Source organism: Geodermatophilus sp. SYSU D00663 (assembly GCF_054050655.1).
On record NZ_JBJGZT010000001.1, the window covers coordinates 242,728 to 268,283 of the forward strand.

At 75.8% G+C, this 25,556-nt stretch carries 28 protein-coding genes; 10 read left to right on the forward strand and 18 right to left on the reverse strand.

What is annotated here, in order from left to right:
* Positions 1-103: 103 nt before the first annotated feature.
* From hemC to ACI79Z_RS01240, 4 genes are all read right to left on the reverse strand, one after another.
* Positions 104-1,054: a hydroxymethylbilane synthase gene (gene hemC, locus ACI79Z_RS01225; protein ID WP_456901433.1), complete on the reverse strand. Its 951-nt coding sequence runs from the start codon at positions 1,052-1,054 to the stop codon at positions 104-106.
* The gene (locus ACI79Z_RS01230) at positions 1,051-2,406 is read right to left on the reverse strand and encodes a glutamyl-tRNA reductase (protein ID WP_456901434.1); all 1,356 of its coding nucleotides are present in this window, start codon (positions 2,404-2,406) and stop codon (positions 1,051-1,053) included. The genes hemC and ACI79Z_RS01230 overlap by 4 nt, the downstream gene beginning before the upstream one ends.
* On the reverse strand, positions 2,403-3,089 hold the full coding sequence (locus tag ACI79Z_RS01235; RefSeq protein WP_456901435.1) for a redox-sensing transcriptional repressor Rex: 687 nt from the start codon (positions 3,087-3,089) through the stop codon (positions 2,403-2,405). The genes ACI79Z_RS01230 and ACI79Z_RS01235 overlap by 4 nt, the downstream gene beginning before the upstream one ends.
* Positions 3,090-3,366: 277 nt before the next feature.
* The gene (locus ACI79Z_RS01240; RefSeq protein ID WP_387988390.1) at positions 3,367-3,618 is read right to left on the reverse strand and encodes a glutaredoxin family protein; all 252 of its coding nucleotides are present in this window, start codon (positions 3,616-3,618) and stop codon (positions 3,367-3,369) included.
* 301 nt (positions 3,619-3,919) lie between these two features.
* Here ACI79Z_RS01240 and ACI79Z_RS01245 point away from each other — a divergent pair, with 301 nt between their 5' ends.
* The 3 genes from ACI79Z_RS01245 (at position 3,920) to ACI79Z_RS01255 (ending at position 6,975) form a co-directional block, all read left to right on the forward strand.
* Positions 3,920-4,651 (forward strand): sigma-70 family RNA polymerase sigma factor, encoded by a 732-nt coding sequence (locus ACI79Z_RS01245; RefSeq protein ID WP_456901436.1) that lies wholly within the window; start codon positions 3,920-3,922, stop codon positions 4,649-4,651.
* A 118-nt stretch (positions 4,652-4,769) separates the two neighbouring features.
* On the forward strand, positions 4,770-5,975 hold the full coding sequence (locus ACI79Z_RS01250) for a DUF5667 domain-containing protein (protein WP_456901437.1): 1,206 nt from the start codon (positions 4,770-4,772) through the stop codon (positions 5,973-5,975).
* Positions 5,976-6,069: 94 nt separating this feature from the next.
* Positions 6,070-6,975 carry an HAD family hydrolase gene (locus tag ACI79Z_RS01255; RefSeq protein ID WP_387988387.1) on the forward strand — a complete coding sequence of 302 codons (906 nt, stop codon included), beginning with the start codon at positions 6,070-6,072 and terminating at the stop codon, positions 6,973-6,975.
* 159 nt (positions 6,976-7,134) lie between these two features.
* Here the strand turns inward: ACI79Z_RS01255 and ACI79Z_RS01260 are convergent, their stop codons facing one another.
* From ACI79Z_RS01260 to proC, 5 genes are all read right to left on the reverse strand, one after another.
* A complete protein-coding gene (locus tag ACI79Z_RS01260; protein WP_387988386.1) occupies positions 7,135-8,046 on the reverse strand; it encodes a lysophospholipid acyltransferase family protein in 912 nt (303 codons plus the stop codon).
* Positions 8,039-9,157, reverse strand: a complete 1,119-nt coding sequence (locus ACI79Z_RS01265; RefSeq protein ID WP_456901438.1) for an NAD-dependent epimerase/dehydratase family protein — start codon at positions 9,155-9,157, stop codon at positions 8,039-8,041. The genes ACI79Z_RS01260 and ACI79Z_RS01265 overlap by 8 nt, the downstream gene beginning before the upstream one ends.
* A 10-nt stretch (positions 9,158-9,167) precedes the next feature.
* Positions 9,168-9,266: a 30S ribosomal protein bS22 gene (locus ACI79Z_RS01270; RefSeq protein ID WP_012854759.1), complete on the reverse strand. Its 99-nt coding sequence runs from the start codon at positions 9,264-9,266 to the stop codon at positions 9,168-9,170.
* A 301-nt stretch (positions 9,267-9,567) separates the two neighbouring features.
* The gene (locus tag ACI79Z_RS01275; RefSeq protein WP_456901439.1) at positions 9,568-9,909 is read right to left on the reverse strand and encodes a helix-turn-helix domain-containing protein; all 342 of its coding nucleotides are present in this window, start codon (positions 9,907-9,909) and stop codon (positions 9,568-9,570) included.
* A gap of 252 nt (positions 9,910-10,161) precedes the next feature.
* Positions 10,162-10,980, reverse strand: a complete 819-nt coding sequence (gene proC / locus ACI79Z_RS01280; RefSeq protein WP_387988384.1) for a pyrroline-5-carboxylate reductase — start codon at positions 10,978-10,980, stop codon at positions 10,162-10,164.
* A gap of 105 nt (positions 10,981-11,085) precedes the next feature.
* On the opposite strand from proC, the gene ACI79Z_RS01285 reads away from it, so the two are divergent.
* Positions 11,086-11,655, forward strand: a complete 570-nt coding sequence (locus tag ACI79Z_RS01285) for a type 1 glutamine amidotransferase domain-containing protein (protein WP_456901440.1) — start codon at positions 11,086-11,088, stop codon at positions 11,653-11,655.
* 27 nt (positions 11,656-11,682) lie between these two features.
* Here ACI79Z_RS01285 and ACI79Z_RS01290 read toward each other — a convergent pair whose 3' ends face one another.
* Entirely contained in the window at positions 11,683-12,528 is an 846-nt protein-coding gene (locus ACI79Z_RS01290) for a hypothetical protein (RefSeq protein WP_456901441.1), read from the reverse strand.
* Positions 12,528-13,472, reverse strand: coding sequence for a Ppx/GppA phosphatase family protein (locus ACI79Z_RS01295; protein ID WP_456901442.1), 945 nt, complete (start codon positions 13,470-13,472; stop codon positions 12,528-12,530). The genes ACI79Z_RS01290 and ACI79Z_RS01295 overlap by 1 nt, the downstream gene beginning before the upstream one ends.
* 40 nt (positions 13,473-13,512) lie before the next feature.
* On the opposite strand from ACI79Z_RS01295, the gene ACI79Z_RS01300 reads away from it, so the two are divergent.
* From ACI79Z_RS01300 to ACI79Z_RS01310, 3 genes are all read left to right on the forward strand, one after another.
* Complete coding sequence (locus ACI79Z_RS01300) at positions 13,513-14,331, forward strand: hypothetical protein (protein WP_456901443.1); 819 nt, start codon at positions 13,513-13,515, stop codon at positions 14,329-14,331.
* Positions 14,332-14,425: 94 nt separating this feature from the next.
* Positions 14,426-16,603, forward strand: a complete 2,178-nt coding sequence (locus tag ACI79Z_RS01305; protein WP_387988379.1) for a bifunctional MFS transporter/dTMP kinase — start codon at positions 14,426-14,428, stop codon at positions 16,601-16,603.
* Between the two features lie 5 nt (positions 16,604-16,608).
* Entirely contained in the window at positions 16,609-17,460 is an 852-nt protein-coding gene (locus ACI79Z_RS01310; RefSeq protein WP_456901444.1) for a class I SAM-dependent methyltransferase, read from the forward strand.
* A 174-nt stretch (positions 17,461-17,634) separates the two neighbouring features.
* Here the strand turns inward: ACI79Z_RS01310 and ACI79Z_RS01315 are convergent, their stop codons facing one another.
* Complete coding sequence (locus tag ACI79Z_RS01315; RefSeq protein ID WP_387988377.1) at positions 17,635-18,648, reverse strand: helix-turn-helix domain-containing protein; 1,014 nt, start codon at positions 18,646-18,648, stop codon at positions 17,635-17,637.
* An 81-nt stretch (positions 18,649-18,729) separates the two neighbouring features.
* Here ACI79Z_RS01315 and ACI79Z_RS01320 point away from each other — a divergent pair, with 81 nt between their 5' ends.
* Both ACI79Z_RS01320 and ACI79Z_RS01325 read left to right on the forward strand, forming a co-directional pair.
* Entirely contained in the window at positions 18,730-18,948 is a 219-nt protein-coding gene (locus ACI79Z_RS01320) for a hypothetical protein (protein ID WP_387988376.1), read from the forward strand.
* 10 nt (positions 18,949-18,958) lie between these two features.
* Complete coding sequence (locus ACI79Z_RS01325; protein ID WP_387988375.1) at positions 18,959-19,180, forward strand: DUF3072 domain-containing protein; 222 nt, start codon at positions 18,959-18,961, stop codon at positions 19,178-19,180.
* 147 nt (positions 19,181-19,327) lie between these two features.
* On the opposite strand, the gene ACI79Z_RS01330 is transcribed toward ACI79Z_RS01325, so the two are convergent.
* A complete protein-coding gene (locus ACI79Z_RS01330; protein WP_387988374.1) occupies positions 19,328-20,008 on the reverse strand; it encodes a winged helix-turn-helix domain-containing protein in 681 nt (226 codons plus the stop codon).
* Positions 20,005-21,231 carry a sensor histidine kinase gene (locus ACI79Z_RS01335; RefSeq protein WP_387988373.1) on the reverse strand — a complete coding sequence of 409 codons (1,227 nt, stop codon included), beginning with the start codon at positions 21,229-21,231 and terminating at the stop codon, positions 20,005-20,007. Before ACI79Z_RS01335 ends, ACI79Z_RS01330 begins: the two co-directional genes overlap by 4 nt.
* A gap of 219 nt (positions 21,232-21,450) precedes the next feature.
* On the opposite strand from ACI79Z_RS01335, the gene phoU reads away from it, so the two are divergent.
* Positions 21,451-22,104, forward strand: coding sequence for a phosphate signaling complex protein PhoU (phoU, locus tag ACI79Z_RS01340; protein WP_387988372.1), 654 nt, complete (start codon positions 21,451-21,453; stop codon positions 22,102-22,104).
* A gap of 179 nt (positions 22,105-22,283) precedes the next feature.
* Here phoU and ACI79Z_RS01345 read toward each other — a convergent pair whose 3' ends face one another.
* From ACI79Z_RS01345 to ACI79Z_RS01360, 4 genes are read right to left on the reverse strand one after another with little or no spacing between them, the layout of a single operon-like run.
* Positions 22,284-23,054 carry a phosphoglyceromutase gene (locus ACI79Z_RS01345; protein WP_387988371.1) on the reverse strand — a complete coding sequence of 257 codons (771 nt, stop codon included), beginning with the start codon at positions 23,052-23,054 and terminating at the stop codon, positions 22,284-22,286.
* Between the two features lie 5 nt (positions 23,055-23,059).
* Positions 23,060-23,362, reverse strand: a complete 303-nt coding sequence (locus tag ACI79Z_RS01350) for a hypothetical protein (RefSeq protein WP_387988370.1) — start codon at positions 23,360-23,362, stop codon at positions 23,060-23,062.
* An 18-nt stretch (positions 23,363-23,380) separates the two neighbouring features.
* A complete protein-coding gene (locus ACI79Z_RS01355; protein ID WP_387988369.1) occupies positions 23,381-24,973 on the reverse strand; it encodes an MFS transporter in 1,593 nt (530 codons plus the stop codon).
* Entirely contained in the window at positions 24,970-25,554 is a 585-nt protein-coding gene (locus ACI79Z_RS01360) for a YbjN domain-containing protein (protein WP_456901445.1), read from the reverse strand. The genes ACI79Z_RS01355 and ACI79Z_RS01360 overlap by 4 nt, the downstream gene beginning before the upstream one ends.
* Positions 25,555-25,556 lie beyond the last annotated feature (2 nt).

The following is a 25,556-nucleotide window of genomic DNA, read 5'->3' on the forward strand; positions in this document are numbered from 1 at the left end:
CACGAGCTCCTGGTCCTTGTTGGTGTCGAGGCCCTGGGGAGGGCGTGGGTGGGGGTCTGGGGTGCCGGAGCGGTCTGCCCGGCGGGGGGACGGCGCCCGGGGCTCACCGGGCGGCCGCCACGAGCTCCGCGGCGCCGCGGTCGAGCAGGTCGGCGGCGAGGTCGCGGCCCAGCCGCTGAGCCTCGCCGACCGGCCCGGTGACCGAGCCGCGGACGCCGTCGCTGCCGTCGATCGCGGTGACCGAGGCACGCAGGTACAGCTCGGCGCCGTCCTCGCCCTCGGCCAGCTCCGCGTAGGCGGCCACCGGGGCGCTGCAGCCGGCCTCGAGCGCGGCCAGCGTGGTGCGCTCGGCGAGCACGCAGGCACGGGTGCCGGCGTCGTCGAGGGGAACGAGCAGCTGCAGCGTCCGCTCGTCGTCCGCCCGGCACTCGACGGCCAGGGCGCCCTGCGCCGGGGCGGGCAGCACCTGCAGCGGGTCGAGGGTCTCGGTGACCGCGGCCAGCCGGCCCAGGCGGGCGAGCCCGGCGCGGGCGAGCACGACGGCGTCGAGGTCGCCCGGGACGACGCGGGCCATCCGGGTGTCGACGTTGCCGCGGATCGGCACGACCTCCAGGCCCAGGCCGAGCGCGCGCAGCTGGGCGACCCGCCGCGGGGCGCCGGTGCCGACGCGGGCGCCGGCCGGCAGCTCGCCGAGGGTCAGGCGGTCGCGGGCGACCAGCGCGTCGCGGGGGTCCTCCCGCGGCGGGACGGCGGCCAGCACCAGCCCGGGCTCGGGCGCGGTGGGCAGGTCCTTGTAGCTGTGCACCGCGACGTCGACGGTGCCCTCGAGCAGCGCCCTGCGGATCGCGGTGACGAAGACGCCGGTGCCGCCGAGCTGGGCGATGGCCGCGGCCGACCGGTCGCCCTCGGTGCTGATGTGCACCAGCTCCACCGGCACGCCGCTGGCCGCGGTGATCGCGTCGGCGACGGTCTGCGACTGGGTGCGGGCGAGCTGGCTGGCGCGGGTGCCCAGGCGCAGCGTGCGGGTGGCGGTGCCGGTCGACGGCGCGGTCACGCCACACCGCCGGGGCGCAGGTCGTCGGGGTCGACGGTGACCGCCTCGGCCAGCCGGGTGCCGTCCTCGGGCACCTCCGTGTCGATGCCGAGGCCGAACAGCGCCCGCAGCGCGTCGGCGTAGTCGACGCCGCCGGGGGTGGCGGCCAGCTCCTTGACCCGCACGGTCGGCTCGTGCAGCAGCTTGTCGACCACCCGCCGCACGGTGCGGGCGATCTCGCCGCGGGCGCGGGCGTCGAGGTCGGGCAGCCGGGTGGACAGGCGCAGCAGCTCGGCGTCGACGACCTCGGCGGCCTGGCTGCGCAGCGCGGACACGGTCGGGGCGACGGCGGCGGCCTGCCGCTCGGCGCGCAGCAGCGCGGTCTCGGCCTCGATGAGCGCGTGCGCGGCGGAGACGTCGTCGGCGGCGACCGGGCCGGTGCCCCCGGCGGCCGAGCGCTCGCCCTGCAGCAGCGCCAGGTCGACCAGGTGCACGCCGGGCAGCGCGGCCACGCCCGGGTCGACGTCGCGGGGCAGGGCCAGGTCGACGACGGCCAGCGGACGGCCGTCCCGGTCGGCCATGGCGCCGGCGACGACGTCGGTGCCCACCACCAGGCCGGTGGCGCCGGTGCAGGTGACCACGACGTCGGCGTCGGCGATCGCCGCGCGCAGGTCGGTGAGCTCGGCGGTGCCGCCGTCGACCGCGGCGGCCAGGCGGGCGGCCGACTCCGGCGAGCGGCTGGCGACGGTGACCAGCGCGCCGCGGCGGGACAGCGTGGTGGCGGCCAGCGCGCCCATCGACCCGGCGCCGACCACCAGCGTCGGGCGGCCGGCCAGCGGGCCGACCCGCTGCTCGGCGTGGTCGAGGGAGACGGTGACCAGGTTGGCGCCCGCGCGGTCGATGCCGGTCTCGGAGTGCACCCGCTTGCCCACCCGCAGGGCGTGCTGGGCGACCGGGTGCAGCGAGCGGCCGACCGTCCCCTCCTCCTGGGCGAGGGCGTAGGCGGCGCGCAGCTGGCCGAGGACCTGGGTCTCGCCGACCACCATGGAGTCCAGGCCCGCGGCCACGGTGAACAGGTGGGCGACGGCCTGGTCCTCGTAGTGGACGGTGACGTAGGGCGAGAGCTCCTCGACGGAGGCGCCGGCCTGGCGGGCCAGCACCCGGCTGACCTCGGCGACGCCGCCGTGGAAGCGGTCGACCTCGGCGAAGACCTCGACCCGGTTGCAGGTGGCCAGCACCAGCGCCTCGCTGACGTGGTCGCTCCCGACCAGCTCGTGCAGCGCCTTGACCCTGTCGTCCGCGCTCATCGCGACCTGCTCGAGCAGCGCGACCGGCGCGGTCTGGTGGCTGATGCCGACGGCGAGCAGGCTCATGCCATCCCCCCGGCGGGGGCGAGCCCGGTGCCGAGCGCCGTTCCCGGGAGGGCGCCCCGCTGCTTGTCGAGGAACGCGAGGACCTGCAGCTCGACGGAGAGGTCGACCTGGCGGACGCCGACCCCGGCGGGTGCGGTGAGCGCCACCGGCGCGAAGTTCAAGATGCTCCTCACCCCGGCCCTGGTCAGCCGGTCGCAGACCCGCTGCGCCACCTCGGCCGGTGTCGTGATGACCCCGATCGTCGCCCGCGTGGCGGCGACGACCTCGTCGAGCTCCTCCATCGGCCGGACCCGCAGGTCGCCGATCCGCTGCCCCACCCGGGCCGGCGAGGCGTCGAACAGGCCGACGAACTCGAAGCCGCGGTTGCCGAAGCCCCCGTAGCCGGCCAGCGCCGACCCCAGGTTCCCGATCCCGACGAGGACGCACGCGTGCGCGGTCTCCATCCCGAGCACGGCCGCGATGCGGTCGCGCAGGGTGGCCACGTCGTAACCGACCCCGCGCACGCCGCACGGGCCGAGGTGGGAGAGGTCCTTGCGCAGCCCGGCGGGGTTGACGCCGGCCGCCGAGGCCAGCTCGCCGGAGGAGACGGTGCCGCGGCCGCTGTCGGCGAGTCCGGTGAGCACCCGCAGGTACACGGCCAGCCGGGCGACGGTGGCCTCCGGGATCCGGGGCCGCGACTGCATCACGGGCCTACTCCACAGCGGTCGCGCCCGGGCGCCGGCGGGAGCCTGCGTGGGCGGACGACATCGGGGATCCGGGCGGTACGCCCACCCGGCGACAGCCACGGTAACCGCTTGTGAACGCAGGAACAAAGTCCCGGGGACGCCCTCGGGCCCCGGGCCAGCGCGGATGCCCGCGGCTGTGTCCGAGACCATACCCGCCCGGGGGTCTTCCGACCCTCGTGACGGCCCCGTCCCGGGTCCCGCCCCGAGCCTGCGAGGGGTGGGGAGGACGGGGTCCTCATGCGATGCCGAGGTCGCGGCGCAGCCGGGGGACGTCGACGGTGAAGTAGGAGTGCTCCCGGCCGTCGAGCAGCACCACCGGCACCCGGTCGCCGTACTCGGCCTGCAGCTCCGGGTCGGCGTCGACGTCGACCTCGCGGGTGGTGACCCCGGCCTCCCCGGCGATCCGCGCGAGCGTCTCGGCCGCGGTCACGCACAGGTGGCAGCCGGCCCGGGTCAGCAGCTCCAGCCGCACGGGGGTCTCGGTCACAGGACACCTCCTGCGGGGCGGCGGCGGTCCCCCCGGCGGGGTACCGGGACGTACCGCACGGCCGGCCGACGTGGACGGTTCGCAGTGATGTTGTCACCATGTGAGAGGACCCGCAGGACAGCGGGACACCGCCGAGCCGGGAGGACCCCCGTCGGGCGAGCCGTCACGGCTCGGCGGGCCGACGAGGAGGTCGACGTCCCGCATGCCGCAGTCGCGCCCGGTGGACGAGCGGTCGTCCGCCGTCCCGGCGGGGCGGCGGCCCGGTCCCCGCCCCCGCCCGACGCCGTACCCGCGCGCCAGCGTGGAGGTCGCACCGGCGGAGCCGGACGCCGTCGTCGACGCCGAGGCCGTCGCTCCGGAGGCCGTCGCTCCGGAGGCCGTCGCTCCCGACGGGGCCGCCCCCGGGACCGTGGTGGAGCCGCCCGAGGAGGACGAGGAGGCGCTCGCCGAGGAGCTGGCGGCGCTCGAGGAGGACCTGCCCGACGACCGGGTCGACGTCTGGGACCTCGTCCGGCAGGCGCAGGCCGGCGACGCCGAGGCGTTCGGCCGGCTCTACGACCACTACGTGACGCTGGTCCACCGGTACGTGCTGCACCGCGTGGGCGACCGCGCCCAGGCCGAGGACTTCACCAGTGAGACGTTCGTCCGCGCGCTGCGGCGCATCGACTCGCTGTCCTTCCAGGGCCGCGACGTCGGCGCCTGGCTGGTGACGATCGCCCGCAACATCATCCGCGACCACGTGAAGAGCAGCCGGTTCCGGCTGGAGGTCACCACCGCGGACATGCGCGACGCCGACCAGGCCACCGACGGTCCCGAGGACGCCGTCGTCTCGCGGCTGACCAACGAGCAGCTGCTGGCGTGCATCCGCCAGCTGGGCAGCGAGCAGCAGGAGTGCATCTCGCTGCGGTTCCTCCAGGGGCTGTCGGTGTCGGAGACCGCGGCGGTCATGGGCAAGAAGGACGGCGCGGTCAAGGCGCTGCAGCACCGGGCGGTGCGGCGGCTGGCCGGCCTGCTGCCGGAGGGGCTCCGGTGACCCGCGGGACCCCGGGCGGGGGACGCGGCGTTGTTACCCGCGGGTACGCCGTAACGGCCCCTGACCTGCGTCGTTGCTCCCGTCGACCGAGCCCCGACCGACAGACCGGAGGACCCAGGTGAGCGCCGAGCACGACGCCGCGGGAGCATCCCGCCGTGCGTCCGCGCGGCAGCGGGAGGCGGCCCTCGAGGACCGGCTCCGCGCGCTCGCCGTGGACCTCGACGACGAGCCCGCGCCCGACTTCCGCGCGGCCACCCGCGCCCGGCTGGTGGCGATGGCCGCCGTCCGCTCGCCGGAGCCGGCGCCGGAGCCGGGGCCACGCCGGGGCCTGTCCCGGCTGCGGGTCGCCCGGCCGGCACCCGGCCGCCCGGCGTGGCGGTCCCGGCTGACCGCCGGGGTCGCCGGTGCGGCGCTGGCGGTCACCGCGCTCGGGTCCCTGGTCGCGCTGTCCACCGACGCCGAACCCGGCGACGCGCTCTACGCCCTGAAGCGGGGCACCGAGCAGACCCAGCTCGCGCTGGCCGGCGACGAGCGCGGCCTGACGCTGCTGGAGTTCGCCACCACCCGGCTGCAGGAGCTCGGCGACCTGGTCGAGGACGGCGCGGCCACGCCGCCGGCCGACCTGGTCGTCGACACCCTCGCCACCATGGACGCCCAGACCACCGAGGGCGCCGCCCTGGTGCTCACCCAGGCCGTCGCCGGCCGCGATGCCGCTCCCCTGGCGGTGCTCGCCGGCTGGGCCGAGGACCAGGGCTCCGGCCTCGCCGGCCTGCAGGACGCGCTGCCCGCGGACGCCGGCACCGCCGCCACCCGCTCGCTCGAGGTGGTCTCGGAGGTCGGCACCCGCGCCGCGGAGCTGCGCACCGCGCTCGACTGCCCCGCCGGCCCCGCCGTCTCCGGCGCCGACCGGTTCGGCCCGCTGCCCGTCGCCTGCGGGGCCACCACGGCCCCGCCGACGGTCGGCTCGGGGACCACGGCGCCCGCACCGGCCGGCCCCGGTGCCCCGACCCCCGACCAGCCGGCCGCGCCGTCGACGCACCCGGCCCCGCCGACGGTCGGCTCGGGGACCACGGCGCCCTCGAGCGCGCCGCCCGCGCCGTCGACCGGCAGCGGCCCGGCGGCGCCGACCGGCTCCGGGGGCGGGAGCGTCCCGACCGGCGGCACCGCGCCGACGACGGCCCCGCCCGTGCCCGGCGGGGGCCTGCCCCTGCCGCCGCTCCCGCTGCCCGGGGGCGGCGGTCAGCCGTCCGCGCCGTCGACCACCACGCCGCCCCCGGTCCTGGACACCCCGCTGCCGATCTGCCTCTGGCCGATCATCTGCTGAGGCCCCGGTCCGGGTCGGGGGCCCCCGCGGGCGGCCGATAGGGTCGGTCGGGTACCGCCCCAGGGCGGAGGGACCACCCCAGGGGAGGGAGCCCGTGCCGGGTCTGCCGTTCCGCGGCCGCCGCAGGCAGGACGGCGGGGCGCCGTCCGAGGAGGAGATCCGCGCGCACGTCGCCGGCGCGGCGTCCGCGGCCGCCGCGGAGGTCGAGCCGGTCCCGGCCGTGGTGGCCGACCGCACCGCCGCCGCGTTCTTCGACGTCGACAACACGATGATGATGGGCGCCTCGCTGTTCTGGTTCGCCCGCGGCCTGGCCTCGCGGAAGTACCTGACCTCCCGCGACATCGCCCGCTTCGCGTGGCAGCAGGCCAAGTTCCGGGTCGCGGGCAACGAGAGCGCCGGCGACATGCACACCATCCGCGAGACCGCGCTGGCCTTCGTCGCCGGCCGCGAGGTCGCCGAGATCGTCGACGCCGGCGAGGAGATCTACGACGAGCTCATGGCCGACCGGATCTGGTCGGGCACCCGCAACCTCGCCCAGCAGCACCTCGACGCCGGCCAGCGGGTGTGGCTGGTCACTGCGACACCGGTGGAGCTGGCCCGGATCATCGCCCACCGGCTGGGGCTCACCGGCGCGCTGGGCACGGTCGCCGAGGTGGTCGACGGCCGCTACACCGGCCGGCTGGTCGGCGAGCTCATGCACGGCGAGGCCAAGGCGGAGGCGGTGCGGGCGCTGGCCGAGCGGGAGGGCCTGGACCTCGCCCGCTGCACCGCCTACAGCGACTCGGCCAACGACCTGCCGATGCTCACCCTGACCGGGACGGCGGTGGCGGTGAACCCCGACACCGAGCTGCGCGCGGTCGCCCGCTCCCGCGACTGGACCGTCCGCGACTTCCGCACCGGCCGGAAGGCCGCCCGCATCGGCGTCCCCACGGTCGCGGCCGCGGCGGTCACCGGCGGCGTCGTCGGCGGCGCGGTCGCCCTCCGCCGCCGACGGGCCTGAGGAGGCGGCCCGGAGGGTCCCCGGCGAGGGCCCGGGAGCCGCCCTGCGAGGTGCTGCGAGGACGTGGGGGCCGAGGGCTCCCGCGACCGAGCGGCAGGAAGGGCTCCACGCGGCAGGAGGACGGCACGTGGCCGCGGTGTCGGCCGGAGGCCGACGGTGTCAGCTGAAGACGGACCTGCGCTGCAGGAGCAGCTGGTAGATCGAGTGCTGGATGGTCTCCCGGACCTGGTCGGTCAGGTTGAACACCAGCATCGGGTCCTCGGCGGCGGCCGGGCCGTAGTGCGCCGTCTCGATCGGCTCGCCGAAGGCGATCAGCCACTTCGACGGCAGCGGCACCAGCCCGAGCGGGCCGAGCGCGGGGAAGGTCGGCGTCACCGGGAAGTACGGCAACCCGAGCAGCCGCGCGAGGGTCTTCGCGTTGCCGACCATCGGGTAGATCTCCTCGGCGCCCACGATGGCGCAGGGGACGATCGGCTTGCCGGTGCGCAGAGCCGCCGTGACGAAACCGCCCCGGCCGAACCGCTGCAGCGTGTACCGGTCGCGGAACGGCTTGCCGATGCCCTTGAACCCCTCGGGGAAGACGCCCACCAGCTCGTCGGCGCACAGCAGCCGCTCGGCGTCCTCGCTGCAGGCCAGCGTGGCGCCGAACTTGCGGGCCAGCGACCCGACGAAGGGCAGGTCGAAGACCAGGTCGGCGCCGAGCAGCCGGAACCGCCGCTGCGCCGGGTGGTCGTCGTGCAGCGCCACGGTCGCCATGAGCGCGTCGACGGGCAGCGTGCCGGAGTGGTTGGCGACCACCAGCGCCCCGCCGTCGGTGGGCACGTTCTCGATGCCGTGGGTCTCGACGCGGAACCACCGGTTGAACAGCGGCCGCAGCACCGGCAGGAGCACGTGGTCGGTGAGGTCGGTGTCGAAGCCGAACTCGTCCGTCTCGTACTCGCCGGTCAGGCGGCGGCGGAGGAACTCCAGGCCGCCGGCGACCTGCTCGTCCCAGCTCGGGTCCGACGGCGGCGGGACGTGCGGCCGGCCGTCGTCGTCGGGGCGCAGCCGGATGACGCGGGCCTCAGGCATCGCGCACCGCCCGCAGTCCCGGCGGGGCCGGCGTCGGCCGCAGCCGGCCCTGCACCGTCGTCCCCACGGAGGAGGCGACCGACCCGGCCCGCGCGACCAGCCCGCGGGCCCGGTCGGTCGCCTCGCCGACCAGGGCCGGCGGGACCACCGGCGGGACGGTGCGCGCGTAGTCGGCCAGCGCCTCGGCGGTCGTGTAGCGGGGGGTGTAGCCGAACTCGGTGCGCAGCACGGTCGTGTCCACGACCCGGCCGAAGTTGAGGAAGCGCATCTGCTCCGGGGAGTAGTCGACGTAGCCGAAGCGGCGGGTGAGCCGGCCGAGGGAGCCCAGCGCCGGCGAGGGCACCGGCAGCTGCAGCCGGCCCAGCCGGCGGATGACCTGGGACAGCAGCAACGTGCCCCCTCCCCCGACGTTCACCGTCCCCGCGAAGTCCCCGGTCGTGGCGCGGGTGAGGACGCCGAGGGCGTCGTCCTCGTGCAGCAGCTGCACGCGCGCGTCGTAGCCGAGGGCGGTGGGGACGACGGGCATGCGCAGGAACCCGGTGAGCACCGAGTCGATGCGCGGGCCGATGAAGTTGGTGAACCGCAGGGCGGCGACCCCGACGTCGGGACGGCGGCGCGCGAAGGACCGCACGTAGCCCTCGATGTCGAGGCTGTCCTTGGCGAACCCGCCCGACGGCACCCGGCGCGCCTGCATCGCCTCGGTGAAGACGGCGGGGTCGCGCGGGGAGGCGCCGTAGACGGCGCTGGTCGACTTGAGCACCAGCCGGCGCACCGAGGGCGCGCGCTGGCAGGCGGCGAGGAGCTGCATCGTCCCGATGACGTTGAGCTCCTTCATCGGCCCCCGCCCGCCGGACCCGGCGGGCGTGGAACTGATGTTCATGTGCACGACGGTGTCGACCGCCGCGGTGCTGATGACCTTGCCGATCAGCGGGTTGCGGATGTCGGCACGCACGAACTCGGTGCGGCCGAGGCGGCGGAGCAGCTCCGCGGACGGGGGGACGGTGTCGACCCCGATGACCCGGTCGATGGACGGGTCGCGAGCGAGCTCGGCCGCCAGCGCACCCCCGAGCCACCGGCTGACACCGGTGACGAGGACGACGGCAGGCGGCACGAGCGTCAGCTCACTTCTTGTTGCGACGCTGCACGCGGGTCTTCTTCAGGAGCTTGCGGTGCTTCTTCTTCGCCATCCGCTTGCGGCGCTTCTTGATGACCGAACCCATGTCCTGCTCCCGACGTCGTTGCCGCGTGTCGCGCCGGGGACCGCTGGTTCGGAACCGGACGCCACGCGAGTGTGGATCAGCTCGTGTGCGACGGCTCCGGCCGGGGCCGGGGTGTCGCTCGGCGCCCGAGCCTACCCGGCGCCCCCGCGGCGACGCTGCCGCGGGAACCGGGCCGGATGGATCTCCCCCTGGCGAGGGGGTGGAACGGCCCCTCCGCAGGGGCCTGGCGAGGTGCTGGAACGGCCTTCCTGCCGGGGCCCGCGCCGGACGGAGCGAGGCGTGGGGGCAGGGAGGTCCTCCGTCAGGCGATGTCGGTGTAGGCGTCGCGCAGGTAGTCCTGGACGGCGCGCTCGGGGACGCGGAAGGAGCGGCCGACGCGGACGGCGGACAGCTCGCCGGCGTGCACGAGGCGGTACACGGTCATCTTGGAGACGCGCATCATGCTGGCGACCTCGGCGACGGTCAGGAAGGTGACCGCGGCGCGCGGCTGCGGGACGGCCGGGCGGCCGACGGGCATCGCGGCGGGGTGGGCCGGGCCGACGGGGCGCGCGACGGCGGCGGCCGGCATCGGGCGGGCCATGGGCCGCGGGCCGGGGACGGCCGGGCGGACGTAAGCGGCGTTGGTGCGCTGGGGCATGGTCATGATCAGCTCTCCGGACCTAGCACGCGTCGGGCGTCGGCTTCCCCACCGACTACGGGACACGCACGTGCTGACACAGAGAGTAGGGGGACCCGCGTGACGGAAGCGATGGAAGAAACGGACACGGGGAACGGTCCGTCCCTGGCAGAACTACACCTATGCAACTCGCTTCACAGCCGTATCGGCGCGTCTCCACGTCGCCGTGTCGACACCGTGACGCAGCGTCCCCCCACTCCGGTCACGGGCGGGTTACCGTCACCGGCTCCCGTCGGTCCGGCCGAGCTCCACCGAGCGCCGGGCGGCCGCCTCGATGGCCGCGATGAGCGCCGAGCGCACCGAGTGCCGCTCCAGCTCCCGGATGCCGGCGATGGTGGTGCCGCCGGGGCTGCTCACCGCGTCCCGCAGCTGGGCCGGGTGCTCCCCCGACTCGCGCAGCATCACCGCTGACCCCAGCGCCGTCTGCACCACCAGCTCGGTGGTGAGCGCCCGCGGCAGGCCGAGCAGCACGCCGGCGTCGACCATCGCCTCGACGAGGTAGAAGAAGTAGGCGGGCCCGCTGCCGGACAGCGCCGTCACCGCGTCCTGCTGGTACTCGGGCACCCGCGCCACCCGGCCGACGGTGGACAGCAGCGCCTCGGCCTCGTCCAGCTCCGCCTCGCCCGCCGACGCCCCGGCCGACAGCACGCTCATCCCCTCGTCGACCAGCGCCGGGGTGTTGGGCATGACCCGCACCACCGGCACGCCGGCCGGCAGCGCCGCCTCGATGGTGGCGGTGGCGATGCCGGCGGCGATGCTCACCACCAGGTGCCCGGGGTCCACCGACGGCGCCAGCCGCTCCAGCAGCGCCGGCAGGTCCTGCGGCTTGACCGCCAGGAGCAGCACCCGCGCGCGGGCGGCCGCCTCCTCGATCCCGACGACGTCGATCCCGTAGCGGGTGGCGAGCTCGCGGCCACGCTCCGGGTGCCGCTCGCAGACGACCACACCGTCCGGGCCCTGCCTCTTCACCAGCCCGGCCAGCAGCGCCTCGCCCATCTTGCCGCCGCCGTAGACCGCCAGGCCCTGCCGCTGTGCCATCCCGTTCTCCCAGCTCTCGGTGTGCGCCGGACGCCGCATCGACCCCGCGTCGGACGGTAGTGCGCGCGGGTGTGCCGCCTCCCGGTGCCGGGTAGCCGCGCCCGCATGGCAGGAGAACTGGACGGGATGAAAGTGGCCGTGCTCGCGACCGACGGCGTCGAGCAGGTCGAGCTGGAACGGCCGTGGCAGGCGCTGGAGGACGCCGGGGCCGAGCCGGAGCTGGTGTCACTGGAGAGCGGCAGCATCACGATGTACCAGCACATCGACAAGGGCGACACGAGGAAGGTGGACACGACCGTCGCCTCGGCCGACCCCGAGGACTACGCGGCGCTGGTCCTGCCCGGCGGCGTCATCAACGGCGACTTCGTCCGGGCCGACGCCGACGCCGTCGCCTTCGTGAAGGCGTTCTTCGACGCGGACAAGCCGGTCGCGGCGATCTGCCACGCGCCGTGGGTGCTGGCGGAGGCCGACGTCGTCCGGGGCCGGCGGATGACGTCGTGGCCGTCGCTGCAGACCGACCTGCGCAACGCGGGCGCGAAGTGGGTCGACGAGGAGGTCGTCGTCGACGGCAACCTGGTCACCAGCCGCGAGCCCGACGACCTCGACGCGTTCACCGCGGCGATCGTCGAGCAGTTCGGCCAGGCCGGCGCCGACGGGGACGACGAGGACGAGTGACGCGCCGCCGGGCTGCCCGGCGGCCCCTCAGGTGCCGGTGAGCAGCCCGGCGGCCGGGGCGATGGTGAGCAGCGTCCCGGCGAACACGAGGACGGCGACCAGCCGCAGCCCGGTGGGCTCGCGGCCGGTGCGCTGCCGCCAGGCGCCCACGCCGGCGACCAGGCCGGTCACCGCGAGCGGGGCGAGGACCACCGCGACCTGCGGCACCTGCTCCCAGACGACGGTGGCCAGGAAGTAGATGCCGACGCCGGCGGCCAGCGCCAGGACCAGCTCACCGGCGAAGCGCAGCCAGGCCAGTGCGCCCTCCTTGGCGCCGAGCGGCTCGTCGAGGACCTCGGTCTCCCCGGCGCGGGCGACCGGGATCGGGCCGGTGGCGGGCGCGGGCTCCGCCGAGGCGCCGGGGACGCCGGGTTTGCGGGAGGGCCGGATGCCCGGGATGGCCGCGGTCGACGGCTCGGCGGGTCCGCGCCCGTCCCCGGCCGGCGCCCCCGCGACGCGGCCGGTGTCCCGGGTCCTGCCGGCCCTCTCGGCGGCCTTCTCGGCCCTGCCCGCCCTCTCGGCCCGGGCGGCCGCCTTCTCCGCCGCCCGGTCCCGCGCGGGGCGGCCGGTGTCGGCGACCGGCCCCGTGTCGGGGGACGGCCGGCCGGCCCCGGGGACCCGGCCGGTGTCGCCGGCGCGGCGGCCGGGGTTGGGGCCGTCCTCGGCGTCGGGGTCCCGGCGGCGCTGCTTGATCGGGATGTCCCCGGTGTCGCCGCGGCGCCGGCGCACGCTGCGCGGTGCCTCGATGCCGGCCTCGCGCAGGATGTCGGCCAGCGGCCGGCCGCCGGTCTCCGGGCCGCGCCCGGGATCGGGGTCCCTGCGGGGCTGTGCCATCACGCGCCTCCCAAGGAGTCCAGTCGCCGCAGGATGACGCCCTCGCGCAGCGCCCACGGACAGATCTTGACGGAGGGTAGTTCCAGCGCCTGCATGGCCGCCTGCGCCACCACGGCACCGGCCGGCACCTGGTGGGCGCGGTCGGGCGACACGCCGCGCAGCTCGGCGAGGCTGCGCGCCTCGATGCGGGACACGAAGCCGATCAGCTGGCCGAGGCCGTCGAGGGTGAGCTCGCGCGGCACCCGCAGGCCGGCCGAGTAGGGCGCCGCGCCGGTCAGCCGGGCCAGCGTGCGGAAGGTCTTGCTCGTCGCCGCCACGAGGTCCGGCGCGCCGGCGCCGCGCAGCTTCCTCGCCGCCGGCTTGAGCACGTCGGCCGCGTGCTCGCGCAGCGCGCCGAGGGCGGCCAGGTCGGGCCGGCCGCCCTCGGCGGCGTCCTGCAGGAAGCGGCGGGTCATCCGCCCGGCGCCCAGCGGCACGGACAGCGCGACGTCGGGGTCCTCGTCGACGCCGCTGGCCAGCTCCAGCGAGCCGCCGCCGATGTCGAGGACCAGCAGCCGGCCCGCGCTCCACCCGTACCAGCGGCGGACGGCGAGGAAGGTCAGCCGCGCCTCCTCCTCGCCGCTGGTCACCTGCAGCTCGACGCCGGTCTGCGCGCGGACGCGGTCGAGCACCTCCATGCCGTTGACCGCCTCGCGGATGGCCGAGGTGACCAGCGCGAGGACCTCGTCACAGCCCTGCTCCTCGGCCCGCCGGCAGGCCTTGCGCACGGCGGCGACCAGCGCCTTCTCCCCGGTCTTGGAGAGGACGTCGTCCTTGCCGACGTGCTCGGCCAGGCGCAGGACCGCGCGGTCGTCGTAGGTCGGGGTGGGGTGGCCGCCGCGGTGGGCGTCCACCACGAGCAGGTGGACGGTGTTCGAGCCGACGTCCAGCACCCCGAGCCGCATGCGGTCAGTCTGCCGGGCGGGCCGTCCCTAGGCTGGACCGGTGCATGACGTACCGCCGGAGGTCGACCCGGACTTCGCCCGCGAGTGGATCGAGTTCCCGGACCCGGCCGACCCGCGGCACGTCGTCCGCGCCGACCTGACCTGGCTGTCCTCGGCCTGGACCTGCGTGTTCGGCCGCGGCTGCGCCGGTGTCGTCGAGGGCCGGGCCGACGACGGCTGCTGCAGCCACGGCGCGTTCTTCAGCGACGAGGACGACCTCGCCCGGGTGACCGCCGCCGTCGCCGACCTCGCCGACGAGGACTGGCAGCTCGCGCCGCTCGGCCGCGGCGCCTGGACCGAGGAGGACTCCGCCGACGACGCGGCCCCCGAGGAGGGCGGCGTCCGCTCCCTGCGCACCCGCCTGGTCGACGGCGCCTGCGTCTTCCTCAACCGCCCCGGCTTCCCGGGCGGCACCGGCTGCGCGCTGCACCGGATGGCGCTGCGGGAGAAACTGCACCCGCTGCTCACCAAGCCCGACGTCTGCTGGCAGCTGCCGGTGCGCCGCGAGCAGGAGGAGGTCGAGCGGCCCGACGGGACGACGGTCCTGGTCAGCACGATCGGCGAGTTCGACCGACGCGGCTGGGGCCCGGGCGGCGCCGACCTGCACTGGTGGTGCACCGGCTCGCCGGCCGCGCACGTCTCCCCCGAGCCGCTGGTGGCCACCTACGCCGCCGAGCTCACCAGCCTGCTCGGCCCGGTCGCCTACGCCGAGCTGCGCCGGCTCACCGAGGCCCGGCTGGACCTCGGCCTGGTCGCCCCGCACCCGGCCAGCCCGGCGCCGGTGCCCCTCCCGCTGCCCCGGCTGCGGCCCGGCGCCTGAGGGCACTCCCCCGCCCGGGTGCGGCGGGGGCCGGATCGGCACCGCCCGCCACTACCCTGCTGGGGACGACCGCGACGACCGGACGGCGAGGACTGTGAGCGACGGACAGGCGGCGAGCCCCCGCGCGCGCCCGGCGGGGTCGTCGGCCAGCGGGCGGGCGCAGGAGAACGCGCTGCTGGTCCTCCTGCGCATCCCGGTGTTCCGCCGCATGTGGGCGGCTATCACCGTCTCCAGCCTCGGCGACTGGCTGGGCCTGCTGGCCACCACGGCGATGGCCCAGCAGCTCACCCGCGACGAGTCGCTCGGCGTCCAGGGCGCGGCGATCTCCGGCGTCATCCTCACCCGGCTGCTGCCCGACCTGCTCCTCGGCCCGATCGCCGGCGCCCTGGCCGACCGGCTCGACCGCCGCACCACCGTCGTCGTCGGTGACCTGCTGGCCTGCTCGCTGTACCTGTCGATCGCCTTCAGCTACGAGCTGACCTGGCTCTACGTGGCCCAGTTCCTCGTCGAGGCGGTGGGGCTGTTCACCAACCCGGCCAAGCAGGCGATCTGGGTGGCGATCGTGCCGCGCGAGCGGCTGGCCGTGGCCAACCAGGTGTCGCTGTTCAGCGTCTACGGCGCGGTGCCCGTGGCGTCGCTGCTGTTCGCCCTGCTGTCCACCGTCGCGCGCGTGTTCCCCGGCAGCGGCGAGGCGGGCGACGCGCGGACGGCGATCGTCGTCGCCCTGCTGTTCAACTCGGCGAGCTTCGCCCTGTCGGCCACCACGGTGCTCCTGTCCCGGCGGCTCATCCCGCGGACGCCCGTCGACCGGCAGTCGTCGTCGAACGTGTTCTCCCTCGTCGTCGAGGGCGTCTCCTTCCTGCGGGGGCAGCCGCTGATGCGCGCGCTGTACGTCGGCGTCATCGGCGCGTTCGGGGCGGGCGGGCTGATCATCGGCGTGGCGCAGCTCTACATCGCCACCCTGGACGCCGGCGCCGCCGGTTACGGCGTGGTGTTCGGCATCGTCTTCACCGGCCTGGCCCTCGGCATGCTGGTCGGGCCGCGGATCCTGCCCACGGTCCCCCGGCGCAGCCTGTTCGCCCGCTCCATTGGCCTGGCCGGGATCGCGCTGCTGGCGATGTCCCTGCTGCAGGACTTCGTCCTCGCCACCATGGCGGCGTTCCTCGTCGGCCTGTTCGCCGGGATCTCCTGGATCATCGGCTACACGCTCATCGGCTACGAGGTCGAGGACCGGCTGCGCGGCCGGGTGTTCGCCTTCGTCGTGTCGTCGGTGCGCATCGTCCTGCTGCTGTCGGTCGCCGTCGGCCCGGGCCTGGCCGGCCTGCTCGGCAACCACGACCTGCGCGTGGGCGAGCTGATGCTCAGCCTCACCGGGCCGGGCCTCACGCTGCTGATCGGCGGCGTCCTCGCGCTGCTGGTGAGCGCCTACGCCGTCCGCCAGGTCGTCCCGCGCGGCCGGCCGGGCACCCGACCCCGCGACGTGTTCCGGCTGCTGTGGGGCAGCTCGGACATCCTGTCGGCCTCGGCCAGCGGCACCGGCCTGTTCGTCGTCGTCGAGGGCGCCGACCGCGACCTCACCCGCCGGTACACCGCCGAGCTCGCCCAGGTGCTGCGCGACTGCGGCTGCCCGGTGGTGGCCACGCACGAGCCGAGCGACACGGCGCTGGGCCGGCAGGTCCGCACGCTGCTCTACCCGCCGGCGCCGGAGGTGCCCGGCGCGACCGACGGCGAGGGCCACCCGGTGGCCGCCTACACCGCGGCGCTGCTGGCGGCCGCCGACCGCGCCGAGCACGTGGCCACGGTCATCCGGCCGGCGCTGCAGCGGCGCGAGGTCGTGGTGTGCAACCACTACGTGGACACCTCGATCGCCTTCCACGGCGCCGGGCAGGGCCTGGACGCCGACCGCATCTTCCGCACCTCGCTGTGGGCCACCCGCGGCCTGCTGCCCGACCTCACCGTGGTCGTCGACTCCGCCGTCACCGCCCGTCCCGTCGACGCCGACGCCGACGCGGTGCGCGCGGCGTTCCTCGCCCAGGCCGAGGCCGCGCCCGACCGCTACGTCGTCGTACCGGGCGAGCTGCTCGGCGCCGACGGGGGCCCGGACGGCGACGGTCTGGTGTCGCGCGCGGTGCGGCGGAAGATCACCACGCTGGTCACCCAGCGCTATCCCGAGCTCGGCGAGCGTCCCGACGGCGCCGCCGGCGCGGCCGACCCGCCCGTCGGCGCCGCGCGGACCGGTACCGGGGGGATCACCGGAGGCTCCGTAGGCTGACCGGCGTGAGCGCCCCGGTGACCCCCGGCCCGGTGACATGGACCCCCGAGGACACCGAGGCGGTGGGGTGCTGCCTCTGCGGCGTCCCCGGCCGGCTCGTGCACGACCTCTCCCCGTTCGGCGTCGTCCGCTGCCCGTCCTGCGGCCTGGTGTTCGTCAGCCCCCGGCTGCGGCCGGAGGCGCTGCAGCGGCTCTACGACGACGTCGGCTACTTCGAGGGCGGCGTGTACGGCAGCGCCGTCGACGGGGCGGCGCAGGAGCCCCGCCGGTTCGACCCCGCGATGCTGCTGCAGCGCACCTGGACCGCCGGGCGGCTCGCGCTGCTCGACCGGGTCCGGGGCCGCGCCGCCGGCGGCCGGCTGCTCGAGGTCGGCGCCGGCTACGGCCTGTTCCTCGACGCCGCGCGCCGGGCCGGCTGGCGGACCAGCGGGGTGGAGCTGTCCCGCACCGGGGCGAAGCACGCCACCGAGGTGCTCGGCCTGGACGTGTTCTGCGGCCAGCTCGCCGAGGCGCCGCTGGAGCCGGGCTTCGACGTCGTCTGCGCGTGGGACACCGTCGAGCACGTGCCCGACCCGCTCGACTTCTGGCGCACCGCCCGCTCCCTCGTGGCCGACGACGGCGTCGTCCTGTTCTCCACGCCCTACGTCTCGTCGCTGCCGGCGCGGCTGCTCGGCACCCGCTGGTGGACGCTGAAGCCGGCCGAGCACATCTGGCACTTCACCCCGCGCACGCACGCGATGCTGCTGGCCCGCGCCGGGTTCGCGCTGACGCGGGTGGTCCGCAGCCCGCTCGCGCCGAGCAACGCCGGCCGGCTGGACTCCCTGGTCGGCGTCGCGCGCCCCGTCCCCCTGGCCTGACGCGCACGTGCGGGCGGGTCTCGACGGGCTGGTGCCCGCGGACCGCTTCGCCGGTGCCGTCCTGCAGTTCGGGACCCACGACCTCGGCGGCCGGACCCGTCCTGGGCGGCGGGTCCTGGGCGGCGGGTCCTGGGCGGCGGGGTCCTGGGCGGCGGGGTCCTGGGCGGCGGGGTCCTAGGCGGCGGGGTCCTCGCCCGCCGGGACGAGCTCGACCCGGGCGCCGCCGGTGCGGAAGGTCTGCCGGTACGCCCGCGGTGAGACGCCGCGGCGGCGGCTGAACTGCTCGCGGAACCCGGCGGCGGTGCCGAAGCCGACCAGCCGGGCGATCTCCTCCACCGGGGCGTCGCTCTCCTCGAGCAGCGCCTCGGCCGCTGCCAGCCGCTGGGACAGCAGCCAGGCGTGCGGCGTCGTGCCGGTCGTGGCCTTGAACCGGCGGGCGAAGCTGCGCGGGCTCATCAGCGCGCGCCGGGCCAGCGCCTCGACGCTGATGTCCTCGGCCAGGTGCGCCCGGGCCCAGTCCAGGACGACGCCGAGCAGGTCGTCCTCGCAGCGGGCGACCGGCTCGTCGATGTACTGGGCCTGCCCGCCGTCGCGGTGCGGCGGCACGACCATCTCGCGCGCCAGGGCGTTGGCCGCCGCGGCGCCCCACTCCCGGCGGACGAGGTGCAGCAGGGCGTCCACGCCGCTCGCCGTCCCGGCGCCGGTGATGATCCGGCCCTCGTCGACGTAGAGGACCCGCGGGTCGACGTCGACCGACGGGTACCGGGCGGCCAGCTCACCGGCGTACCGCCAGTGGGTGGTGGCGCGCTTGCCGTCGAGCAGCCCGGCCGCCGCGACGACGAAGGCGCCGGTGCAGTGGCTGACGATTTGGGCGCCGCGGGCGTGCACGGCGCGCAGCGCGTCGAGGACCGCCGGCGGGACGGGCGCGGACAGCTTCTCCCACGCGGTCACCAGCACGATGTCGGAGACGGCCAGCCGCTCGAGGCCGTGCTCGACGTACAGCGACAGCCCGGTGTCGGTGCGGACGACGCCCGGCCGGTCGGTGACGATCGCGAAGTCGAAGCGCGGCATGCCGAAGCGGCGGTAGTCGTAGCCGAAGACCTCGGCGGCGACGCCCAGGCCGAAGGCGCCGAGGACGCCGTCCCCGGCGAGCAGGCTGACGACGAGCGGGCGGTCGGATCCGGTCACGCGGACATGATGGCAGGAAAGACGCGATCCATGTCACCCCTGCCACTCGTCGCGGGTGCGGACGCGGAGCACGCTCCTCCCATGTTGCTGATCACCTGCCCCGTGACCCGGACCGACGAGCTGGTCGCCGAACGGCGCATCCGGTCGGTCGTCAACCACCCGACCCACATCGCGCTGGCGGTCGAGTGCCCCTCCTGCGGGAGCGTGCACGTCTACCGCACCGGCCGGCGCTGGGAGGCCGCGCGGGCCGCCGCGGCCGGCCAGGCCGCTCGACCTGCGGCGGAGCTCACCCACGCCTAGGATCGAACACATGAGCGAATCCAACGCGAACACCGGCCAGGCCGGCGACCCCACCGCCGAGAAGGACCCGTCGGACTGGGTGACCGGCGACGAGCCCGCCACCGGGGCGCAGAAGAGCTACCTCGGCACGCTGGCCCGCCAGGCCGGCGAGGACGTGCCGGAGGACATCACGAAGGCCGACGCGTCCCGGAAGATCGACGAGCTCCAGGAGGAGACCGGCCGGGGTCAGTGACCCCGGCCGGCCCCTTCCTCGACGGACGCCGGAGGCGGTCGCCGGGAGCGGAGGGCCCGCAGGGTCCTCCCTCGCGGCGACGGGAAGCGGCTCAGCGGCGGCCGGCCACCCGTCCTGGCCGCGGTGGAGGCCGGTGGGCCGACCGTGTCACTGCTCGAACTTGTAGCCCAGACCCCGCACCGTCACGAGGTGCTTGGGGTTGGCCGGGTCGGGCTCGATCTTGGCGCGCAGCCGCTTGACGTGGACGTCGAGGGTCTTGGTGTCGCCCACGTAGTCCGAGCCCCACACGCGGTCGATGAGCTGGCCGCGGGTCAGCACCCGCCCGGCGTTGCGCAGCAGCAGCTCGAGCAGGTCGAACTCCTTGAGCGGCAGCGCCACCGTCTCGCCGTCGACGGCGACCACGTGCCGCTCGACGTCCATCCGCACCGGGCCGACCTCCAGCGCGCCGTCGGCGGGGGCGTCGACGTCGCCGCGGCGGCGCAGCACCGCCCGGATCCGGGCGACCAGCTCGCGCGCCGAGTACGGCTTGGTGACGTAGTCGTCGGCGCCGAGCTCCAGGCCCACGACCTTGTCGACCTCGGAGTCCTTGGCCGTGAGCATGATGATCGGGACGTTGCTGCGGGAACGCAGTGCCCGGCACACCTCGGTGCCCGGCAGGCCGGGGAGCATGAGGTCGAGCAGGACGACGTCGGCGCCCGCGCGGTCGAACTCGGCCAGGGCGTCGGGGCCGGTCGCGGCGACGACCGCCTCGAACCCCTCCCGCCCGAGCATGTAGGACAGCGCGTCGGAGAAGGACTCCTCGTCCTCCACCACGAGCACTCGGGTCATGACCGTCCTTCCTGGAGGACCGGCGCCGCACCAGCGGCCGCGCCGGGAGCTTCGCGGCGGTCCTCGACCGCCAGGGGGATGCGCAGCGTGAAGGTGGAGCCGAGGCCCTCCTCGCTCCACACGCTGACCGAACCGCCGTGGTTGCTGGCCACGTGCTTGACGATCGCCAGCCCCAGACCGGTGCCGCCGGTGCTGCTCGCCCGCGACTGGTCCACGCGGTAGAAGCGCTCGAAGACCCGCTCCCGGTCGGCCCGCGGGATGCCGATGCCGCTGTCGGTGACGGCGATCTCGGCGAACCCGCCGCGCGCCCGCGCCCCGACGGCGATCTTCGTGTTCTCGGGGCTGTAGGCGACCGCGTTGGCCAGCAGGTTGGTCACCGCCGTCGTCAGCTGGGCCTCCACGCCCCGCACGACCAGCCCGTGGGCGCCGCCGACGGCGATCGTGATGCCCTTGGCCGCCGCGGCCAGGCCGGTGCGGTCGACGGCCTCGGCGAGCACCGTGTCGACGTCGACGGGCACGAGCTCGGGCAGCGGTTCGGCGCCCTGCAGGCGGGACAGGTCGATGAGCTCGCGCACGAGCCGGGCCAGCCGGTCGGCCTCGTGCGCCATCCGCGCGGCGAAGCGCTGGACGGTGTCCGGGTCGTCGGCGGCGCCCTGCATGGCCTCGGCGAGCAGGCCCAGCGCACCGACCGGCGTCTTCAGCTCGTGCCCGACGTTCGCGACGAAGTCGCGCCGGACCGCCTCGACCCGGCGGGCCTCGGTCACGTCCTGGAGGACAAGCGCCACGGGGCCGGGGACGGCCGAGGGCGCGACCTCGCCGGGCGGGGTGTCCAGCCGGACACCGTGCGCGCCGACCAGCCGCGTGCCGCCGCCGACGACCTCGCCGGGGAGGCTGACGTCCGAGCGCCGGTGCCCGCGGCGACGGACCTCCTTCACGAGGTCCTGCAGCGCGGGGACGACGAGCCGGCGCTCGCGGACGATCCCGAGTCCGCGCGCGGTCGGGTTGGCCACGACGACGGCGTCGTCCTTGTCCAGCAGGAGGACCGCGGGGTCCATGAGGTCGAGCAGCCGGCGGGCGAGCAGCGCCTCGGAGGGCGCGGTCCGGGCGTCGTCGTCGCCGGGGCGCTCGGTCCCGTCGGCGGGCCGGCGGACGAGCAGCACGACGACGGCCGCCACGACGGCGCCGACGACGAAGCCGGCCCCGAGGGCGACCAGCGTGCTCACGGGGCCGATGCTAGGCCGCGTCCGGACCCGGTCATCCCCCGTGTGAGTGGTGCCGCGACCGGGTAGGGCGACTGTTCACGCTGGGGTGCCCCCACGTTCACCGATCGGGCCCGTCCGGTGTCTCCTCACCGCCTACCCTCGAACCGTCAGGACGGCGCACCGAGCAGACGGTGTCCGGACGGCGGTACCCGGTGGACGGCCGGCCGACGAGGAGGACCCGTGCGCGAGCACTACCGCGAAGAGCTCGAGGACATCAACCACTGCCTGGTGGAGATGGCCAACTCCGTCGGGTCGGCGATGAACAAGGCCACGACCGCGCTGCTCGACGCCGACGTCGCCCTGGCCGACCTGGTCATCGCCGGCGACGAGCACATCGACGCGGTGCGCGAGAGCATCGAGGAGCGCTGCTTCACCCTGCTCGCGCGTCAGCAGCCGGTCGCCACCGACCTGCGCACGGTCACCACGGCGATGCGGATCGTCGGCGACCTCGAGCGCATGGGCGACCTCGCCGTCCACGTGGCCAAGCTCGCCCGGATGCGCTTCCCGGAGTCCGCCGTCCCCGCCGAGGTGCGGCCGATCTTCCTCGAGGCCGGCCACGTCGCGCAGAGCCTGGTCACGCAGGTCGGCGCCGTCATCGCCAAGCTCGACGTCGAGGGCGCCGCGCAGCTGGAGAAGGACGACGACCTCATGGACCAGCTGCACCGCCAGCTGTTCACCGAGCTGCTCAGCCCCGGCTGGACGCACGGCATGGAGTCGGCCATCGACATCACCCTGCTCGGCCGCTACTACGAGCGCTTCGCCGACCACGCCGTGAGCGTCGCCCGCCGGGTGGTCTTCCTCGTCACCGGCGAGCGGGACATGCAGGCGGTCTGACCCCACCCCACCCGCACGAGGGCCTCCCCACCGCCGGCGGTGGGGAGGCCCTCTGCACATCGTCGCCCCACCGGGCTCCCACCGCGACCACGCGCGGTGTTAGTCGCGCGGAGCACCGACCGTGCTCCCTCGCGGAGGCCTCCGGCCCCCTCTCGTCAGCACGAGCTCGCTGTCGCTCGCTACTTCTTGCCCTGGTTCCTGACCGCCTCGATCGCGGCCGCGGCGGCCTCGGGGTCGAGGTACTCCCCGCCCGGCTTCACCGGCCGCAGGTCGGCGTCGAGGTCGTAGCGCAGCGGGACGCCGGTGGGGATGTTCAGCCCGACCACCTCGTCCTCGCCCATGCCGTCGAGGTGCTTGACCAGCGCCCGCAGGCTGTTGCCGTGCGCGGCCACCAGCACGGTGGCGCCGCTGCGCAGGTCCGGGACGATCGCGTCGTACCAGTACGGGAGCATCCGGACGACGACGTCGGCCAGGCACTCGGTGGCCGGGCGCACCTCCGGCGGCAGGAAGGCGTAGCGCGGGTCGGCGTCCTGCGAGAACTCGCTGCCGGCCTCGATCGGCGGCGGCGGGGTGCTGTAGGAGCGCCGCCAGGTCATGAACTGCTCCTCGCCGTACTCGGCGAGGGTGGCCGCCTTGTCCTTGCCCTGCAGCGCGCCGTAGTGCCGCTCGTTGAGCCGCCACGAGCGGCGCACCGGGATCCACTGCCGGTCGGCGGCCGCCAGCGCCAGCTCCGCGGTGGTGATCGCCCGCCGCAGCAGCGAGGTGTGCAGCACGTCGGGCAGCAGGCCGTGCTCGGCCAGCAGCTGCCCGCCACGGGCCGCCTCGGCCCGGCCCTTCTCCGACAGCTCGACGTCCACCCAGCCGGTGAACAGGTTGGCCTTGTTCCACTCGCTCTCGCCGTGGCGGAGCAGGACGAGGGTTCCGGGCGCGTTCTCGACAGGCGTCGTCACACCGGTCATCCTGCCAGCAGCGGCCAGAGCACCCAGGCCTCGTACAGCACCGGCGGGACCAGCCCGAGCAGCAGCCACGGGCTGACCACCCGGCGGGCGGCACCCCAGCGCACGGCGGCGACGAGCGCCACGCTGCAGGTCAGCGCGACCGCCAGCCACAGCGCGGTGGCGGCGACGTCGACGACGAACAGCTGCGCCAGCACCAGCTGCACCGCGCACAGCAGCAGCGGGTAGACCAGGCCGGACGCGGCGACCACGCCGATCAGCGCGCGGCCCAGCCGTTCCTGCGCGGCGGGCGGCTCCTGCACGCACCCACGCTAGGCCCGTCAGGTCGCCCGTGCGCCCGTCTCGCGTCGCCCGGGCAGCCACACCAGGACGACGACGGCAGCGACCGCCGCGGCCGCCGCGGTCCCGACGGCGGTCAGGTGCATCGCCGCGACGAACGCGTCGCGGGCGGTGTCGGCGAGCGCGTCGGCGGCCGCGGCGAGCTCGGCGTCGCCGGCGGCCCGCGCCTCGTCCGCCGTCGCCCCGGCCAGCTCGAGGGTCGCCGCGACGGAGGTGCTCGCCTCGTCGCGCAGCCCGGCCGGCAGCACGTCGACGGCGCCGCGGACGTTGGCCGCGTACGCGGTCGCCAGCACCGAGCCGAGGATCGCGACGCCGAGCGCCCCGCCCACCTGGCGGACGGTGTTGTTCACCGCCGCGCCCGCGCCGGCCTTCTCCCGCGGCACGACCGACATGATCGACTCGGTGGCCGGGGCCATGACCGCCCCCATGCCCAGCCCCTGCACCGTCAGCGTGGTGAGCAGCAGCCACAGCGGCGCGGCCTGGTCGAGCAGCTGGAAGCCCAGGAACGACAGCGTGATGAGCCCGAACCCGGTCGCGCAGACGGCCTTGGCGCCGAACCGCTCGGCCAGCCGGGAGCTGCGCGGCGCCATCACCGCCATGCCCAGCGCCACCGGGATGAGCGCGGCGCCGGACTGCAGCGGGTCGTAGCCGCGGGCGCCCTGCAGGTAGTAGACGAGGTAGAAGGTCGCGCCCATCAGGGCGAAGAAGTTCAGGCCCAGCGCGGCGGCGGCCGCGGAGAACGCCGGGTTGCGGAACAGCGAGACGTCGAGCGCCGGGTGCGTCGAGCGCCGCTGCAGCCAGACGAACAGCACCACGAGCAGCGCGCCGCCGACCAGCGGGACGAGCACCCCGGGCGTCCCCCAGCCCACGCCCGAGCCGCCGTGGATGATCCCGTAGACCAGCCCGGCCAGCGCGGCGATCGACAGCAGCACGCCCGGGACGTCGAGCCGGCCGGGGTCGGGGTCCCGCGACTCGGGCACGAACGCGAGCGTGCCGAGGACGCCGACCAGGGCGACCGGCACGCCGATGAGGAAGATCGCGCCCCACCAGAAGTGCGTCAGCACGAGACCGCTGGCCAGCGGGCCGCCGGCGACGGCGAGCCCGGCGGTGGCCGCCCAGATCCCGATGGCGCGGCCGCGCTCGGCCGGCGGGAAGACGTTGGTGATGACGGCGAGCGTCGTCGGCTGCACCGCGGCCCCGCCGACGCCCATGACCGCCCGCCACGCGATGAGCTCCAGCGGGCTGTCGGAGGAGGCCGCCAGCACCGAGCCGCCGGCGAAGACCGCGAGACCGATCAGCAGCACCCGGCGGCGGCCGATGCGGTCCCCGATGACGCCCCAGGAGAACAGCAGCCCGGCGAAGACCACGATGTAGGCGTCGACGGCCCACTGGAGCTCGCCCTGGGTGGCGCCGAGCTCCCGCTGCAGCGTCGGGATGGCGACGTTGAGCGTCGTGTTGCCGGTGATCACCACGAGCAGGCAGACGGTCATCGTGGCCAGCACCCACCACCGCCGGGCGTAGCCGGGGCGCTCCTCGACGGCCGGCGCCGCCGCCGGCCGCCCGGTGGTGGTCATCCCCCGTCGTCCGCGGAGGACGCTCCCCCGCCGTCGGCCGGTCGCCGGGTCGTGCCCCGCTGGGCGAAGGCGGCGAAGGCCTCCAGGTTGCGCAGCGACTCACCGCGCTTGACCCGCCACTCCCACTCCCGGCGGATCGAGGTGCCGAAGCCGATCTCGAGCATCGTGTTGAAGTGGTCGTCGGCGTAGCTGAGGACCGCGCCGAGCAGCCGGTCGAGCTCCTCCGGGGTCACCGCGGCGTGCGGGACGCGGCCGGTGAGGTAGACGTCGCCGACCCGGTCGACCGAGTAGGCGACGCCGTACATGCGCGCGTTGTGCTGCAGCAGGTAGGTCCACAGCTGCTCGCGGTTCTCGTCGGGCTGGCGGCAGACGAACGCCTCGATCCGCAGCGCGTGCTCGCCGACGATGAGCCCGCAGACCGTCTTGAGCTTCTTGGTGCCCGGGAGGTCGACCAGCCAGCGGCCGGGCGCCGGGTGCTCGTGCACCAGGTCGGCCTCGCGCAGCGTGCGGCCGATGACGGCGTCCAGGGCGGCGACGACGTCGGCGCGGGTGGAGGGCGCCTCCCTGGTCCCGTCGCTCACCG

Coding starts and splice junctions, on each gene's coding strand:
- ACI79Z_RS01320 (WP_387988376.1), top strand. CDS start 18,730: ATGTTGCTGATCACCTGCCCCGTGACCCGGACCGACGAGCTGGTCGCC.
- ACI79Z_RS01325 (WP_387988375.1), top strand. CDS start 18,959: ATGAGCGAATCCAACGCGAACACCGGCCAGGCCGGCGACCCCACCGCC.
- ACI79Z_RS01275 (WP_456901439.1), bottom strand. CDS start 9,909: ATGACCATGCCCCAGCGCACCAACGCCGCTTACGTCCGCCCGGCCGTC.
- ACI79Z_RS01235 (WP_456901435.1), bottom strand. CDS start 3,089: ATGCAGTCGCGGCCCCGGATCCCGGAGGCCACCGTCGCCCGGCTGGCC.
- ACI79Z_RS01285 (WP_456901440.1), top strand. CDS start 11,086: ATGGCAGGAGAACTGGACGGGATGAAAGTGGCCGTGCTCGCGACCGAC.
- ACI79Z_RS01355 (WP_387988369.1), bottom strand. CDS start 24,973: ATGACCACCACCGGGCGGCCGGCGGCGGCGCCGGCCGTCGAGGAGCGC.
- ACI79Z_RS01290 (WP_456901441.1), bottom strand. CDS start 12,528: ATGGCACAGCCCCGCAGGGACCCCGATCCCGGGCGCGGCCCGGAGACC.
- ACI79Z_RS01260 (WP_387988386.1), bottom strand. CDS start 8,046: ATGCCTGAGGCCCGCGTCATCCGGCTGCGCCCCGACGACGACGGCCGG.
- ACI79Z_RS01230 (WP_456901434.1), bottom strand. CDS start 2,406: ATGAGCCTGCTCGCCGTCGGCATCAGCCACCAGACCGCGCCGGTCGCG.
- proC (WP_387988384.1), bottom strand. CDS start 10,980: ATGGCACAGCGGCAGGGCCTGGCGGTCTACGGCGGCGGCAAGATGGGC.
- ACI79Z_RS01295 (WP_456901442.1), bottom strand. CDS start 13,472: ATGCGGCTCGGGGTGCTGGACGTCGGCTCGAACACCGTCCACCTGCTC.
- ACI79Z_RS01330 (WP_387988374.1), bottom strand. CDS start 20,008: ATGACCCGAGTGCTCGTGGTGGAGGACGAGGAGTCCTTCTCCGACGCG.
- ACI79Z_RS01270 (WP_012854759.1), bottom strand. CDS start 9,266: ATGGGTTCGGTCATCAAGAAGCGCCGCAAGCGGATGGCGAAGAAGAAG.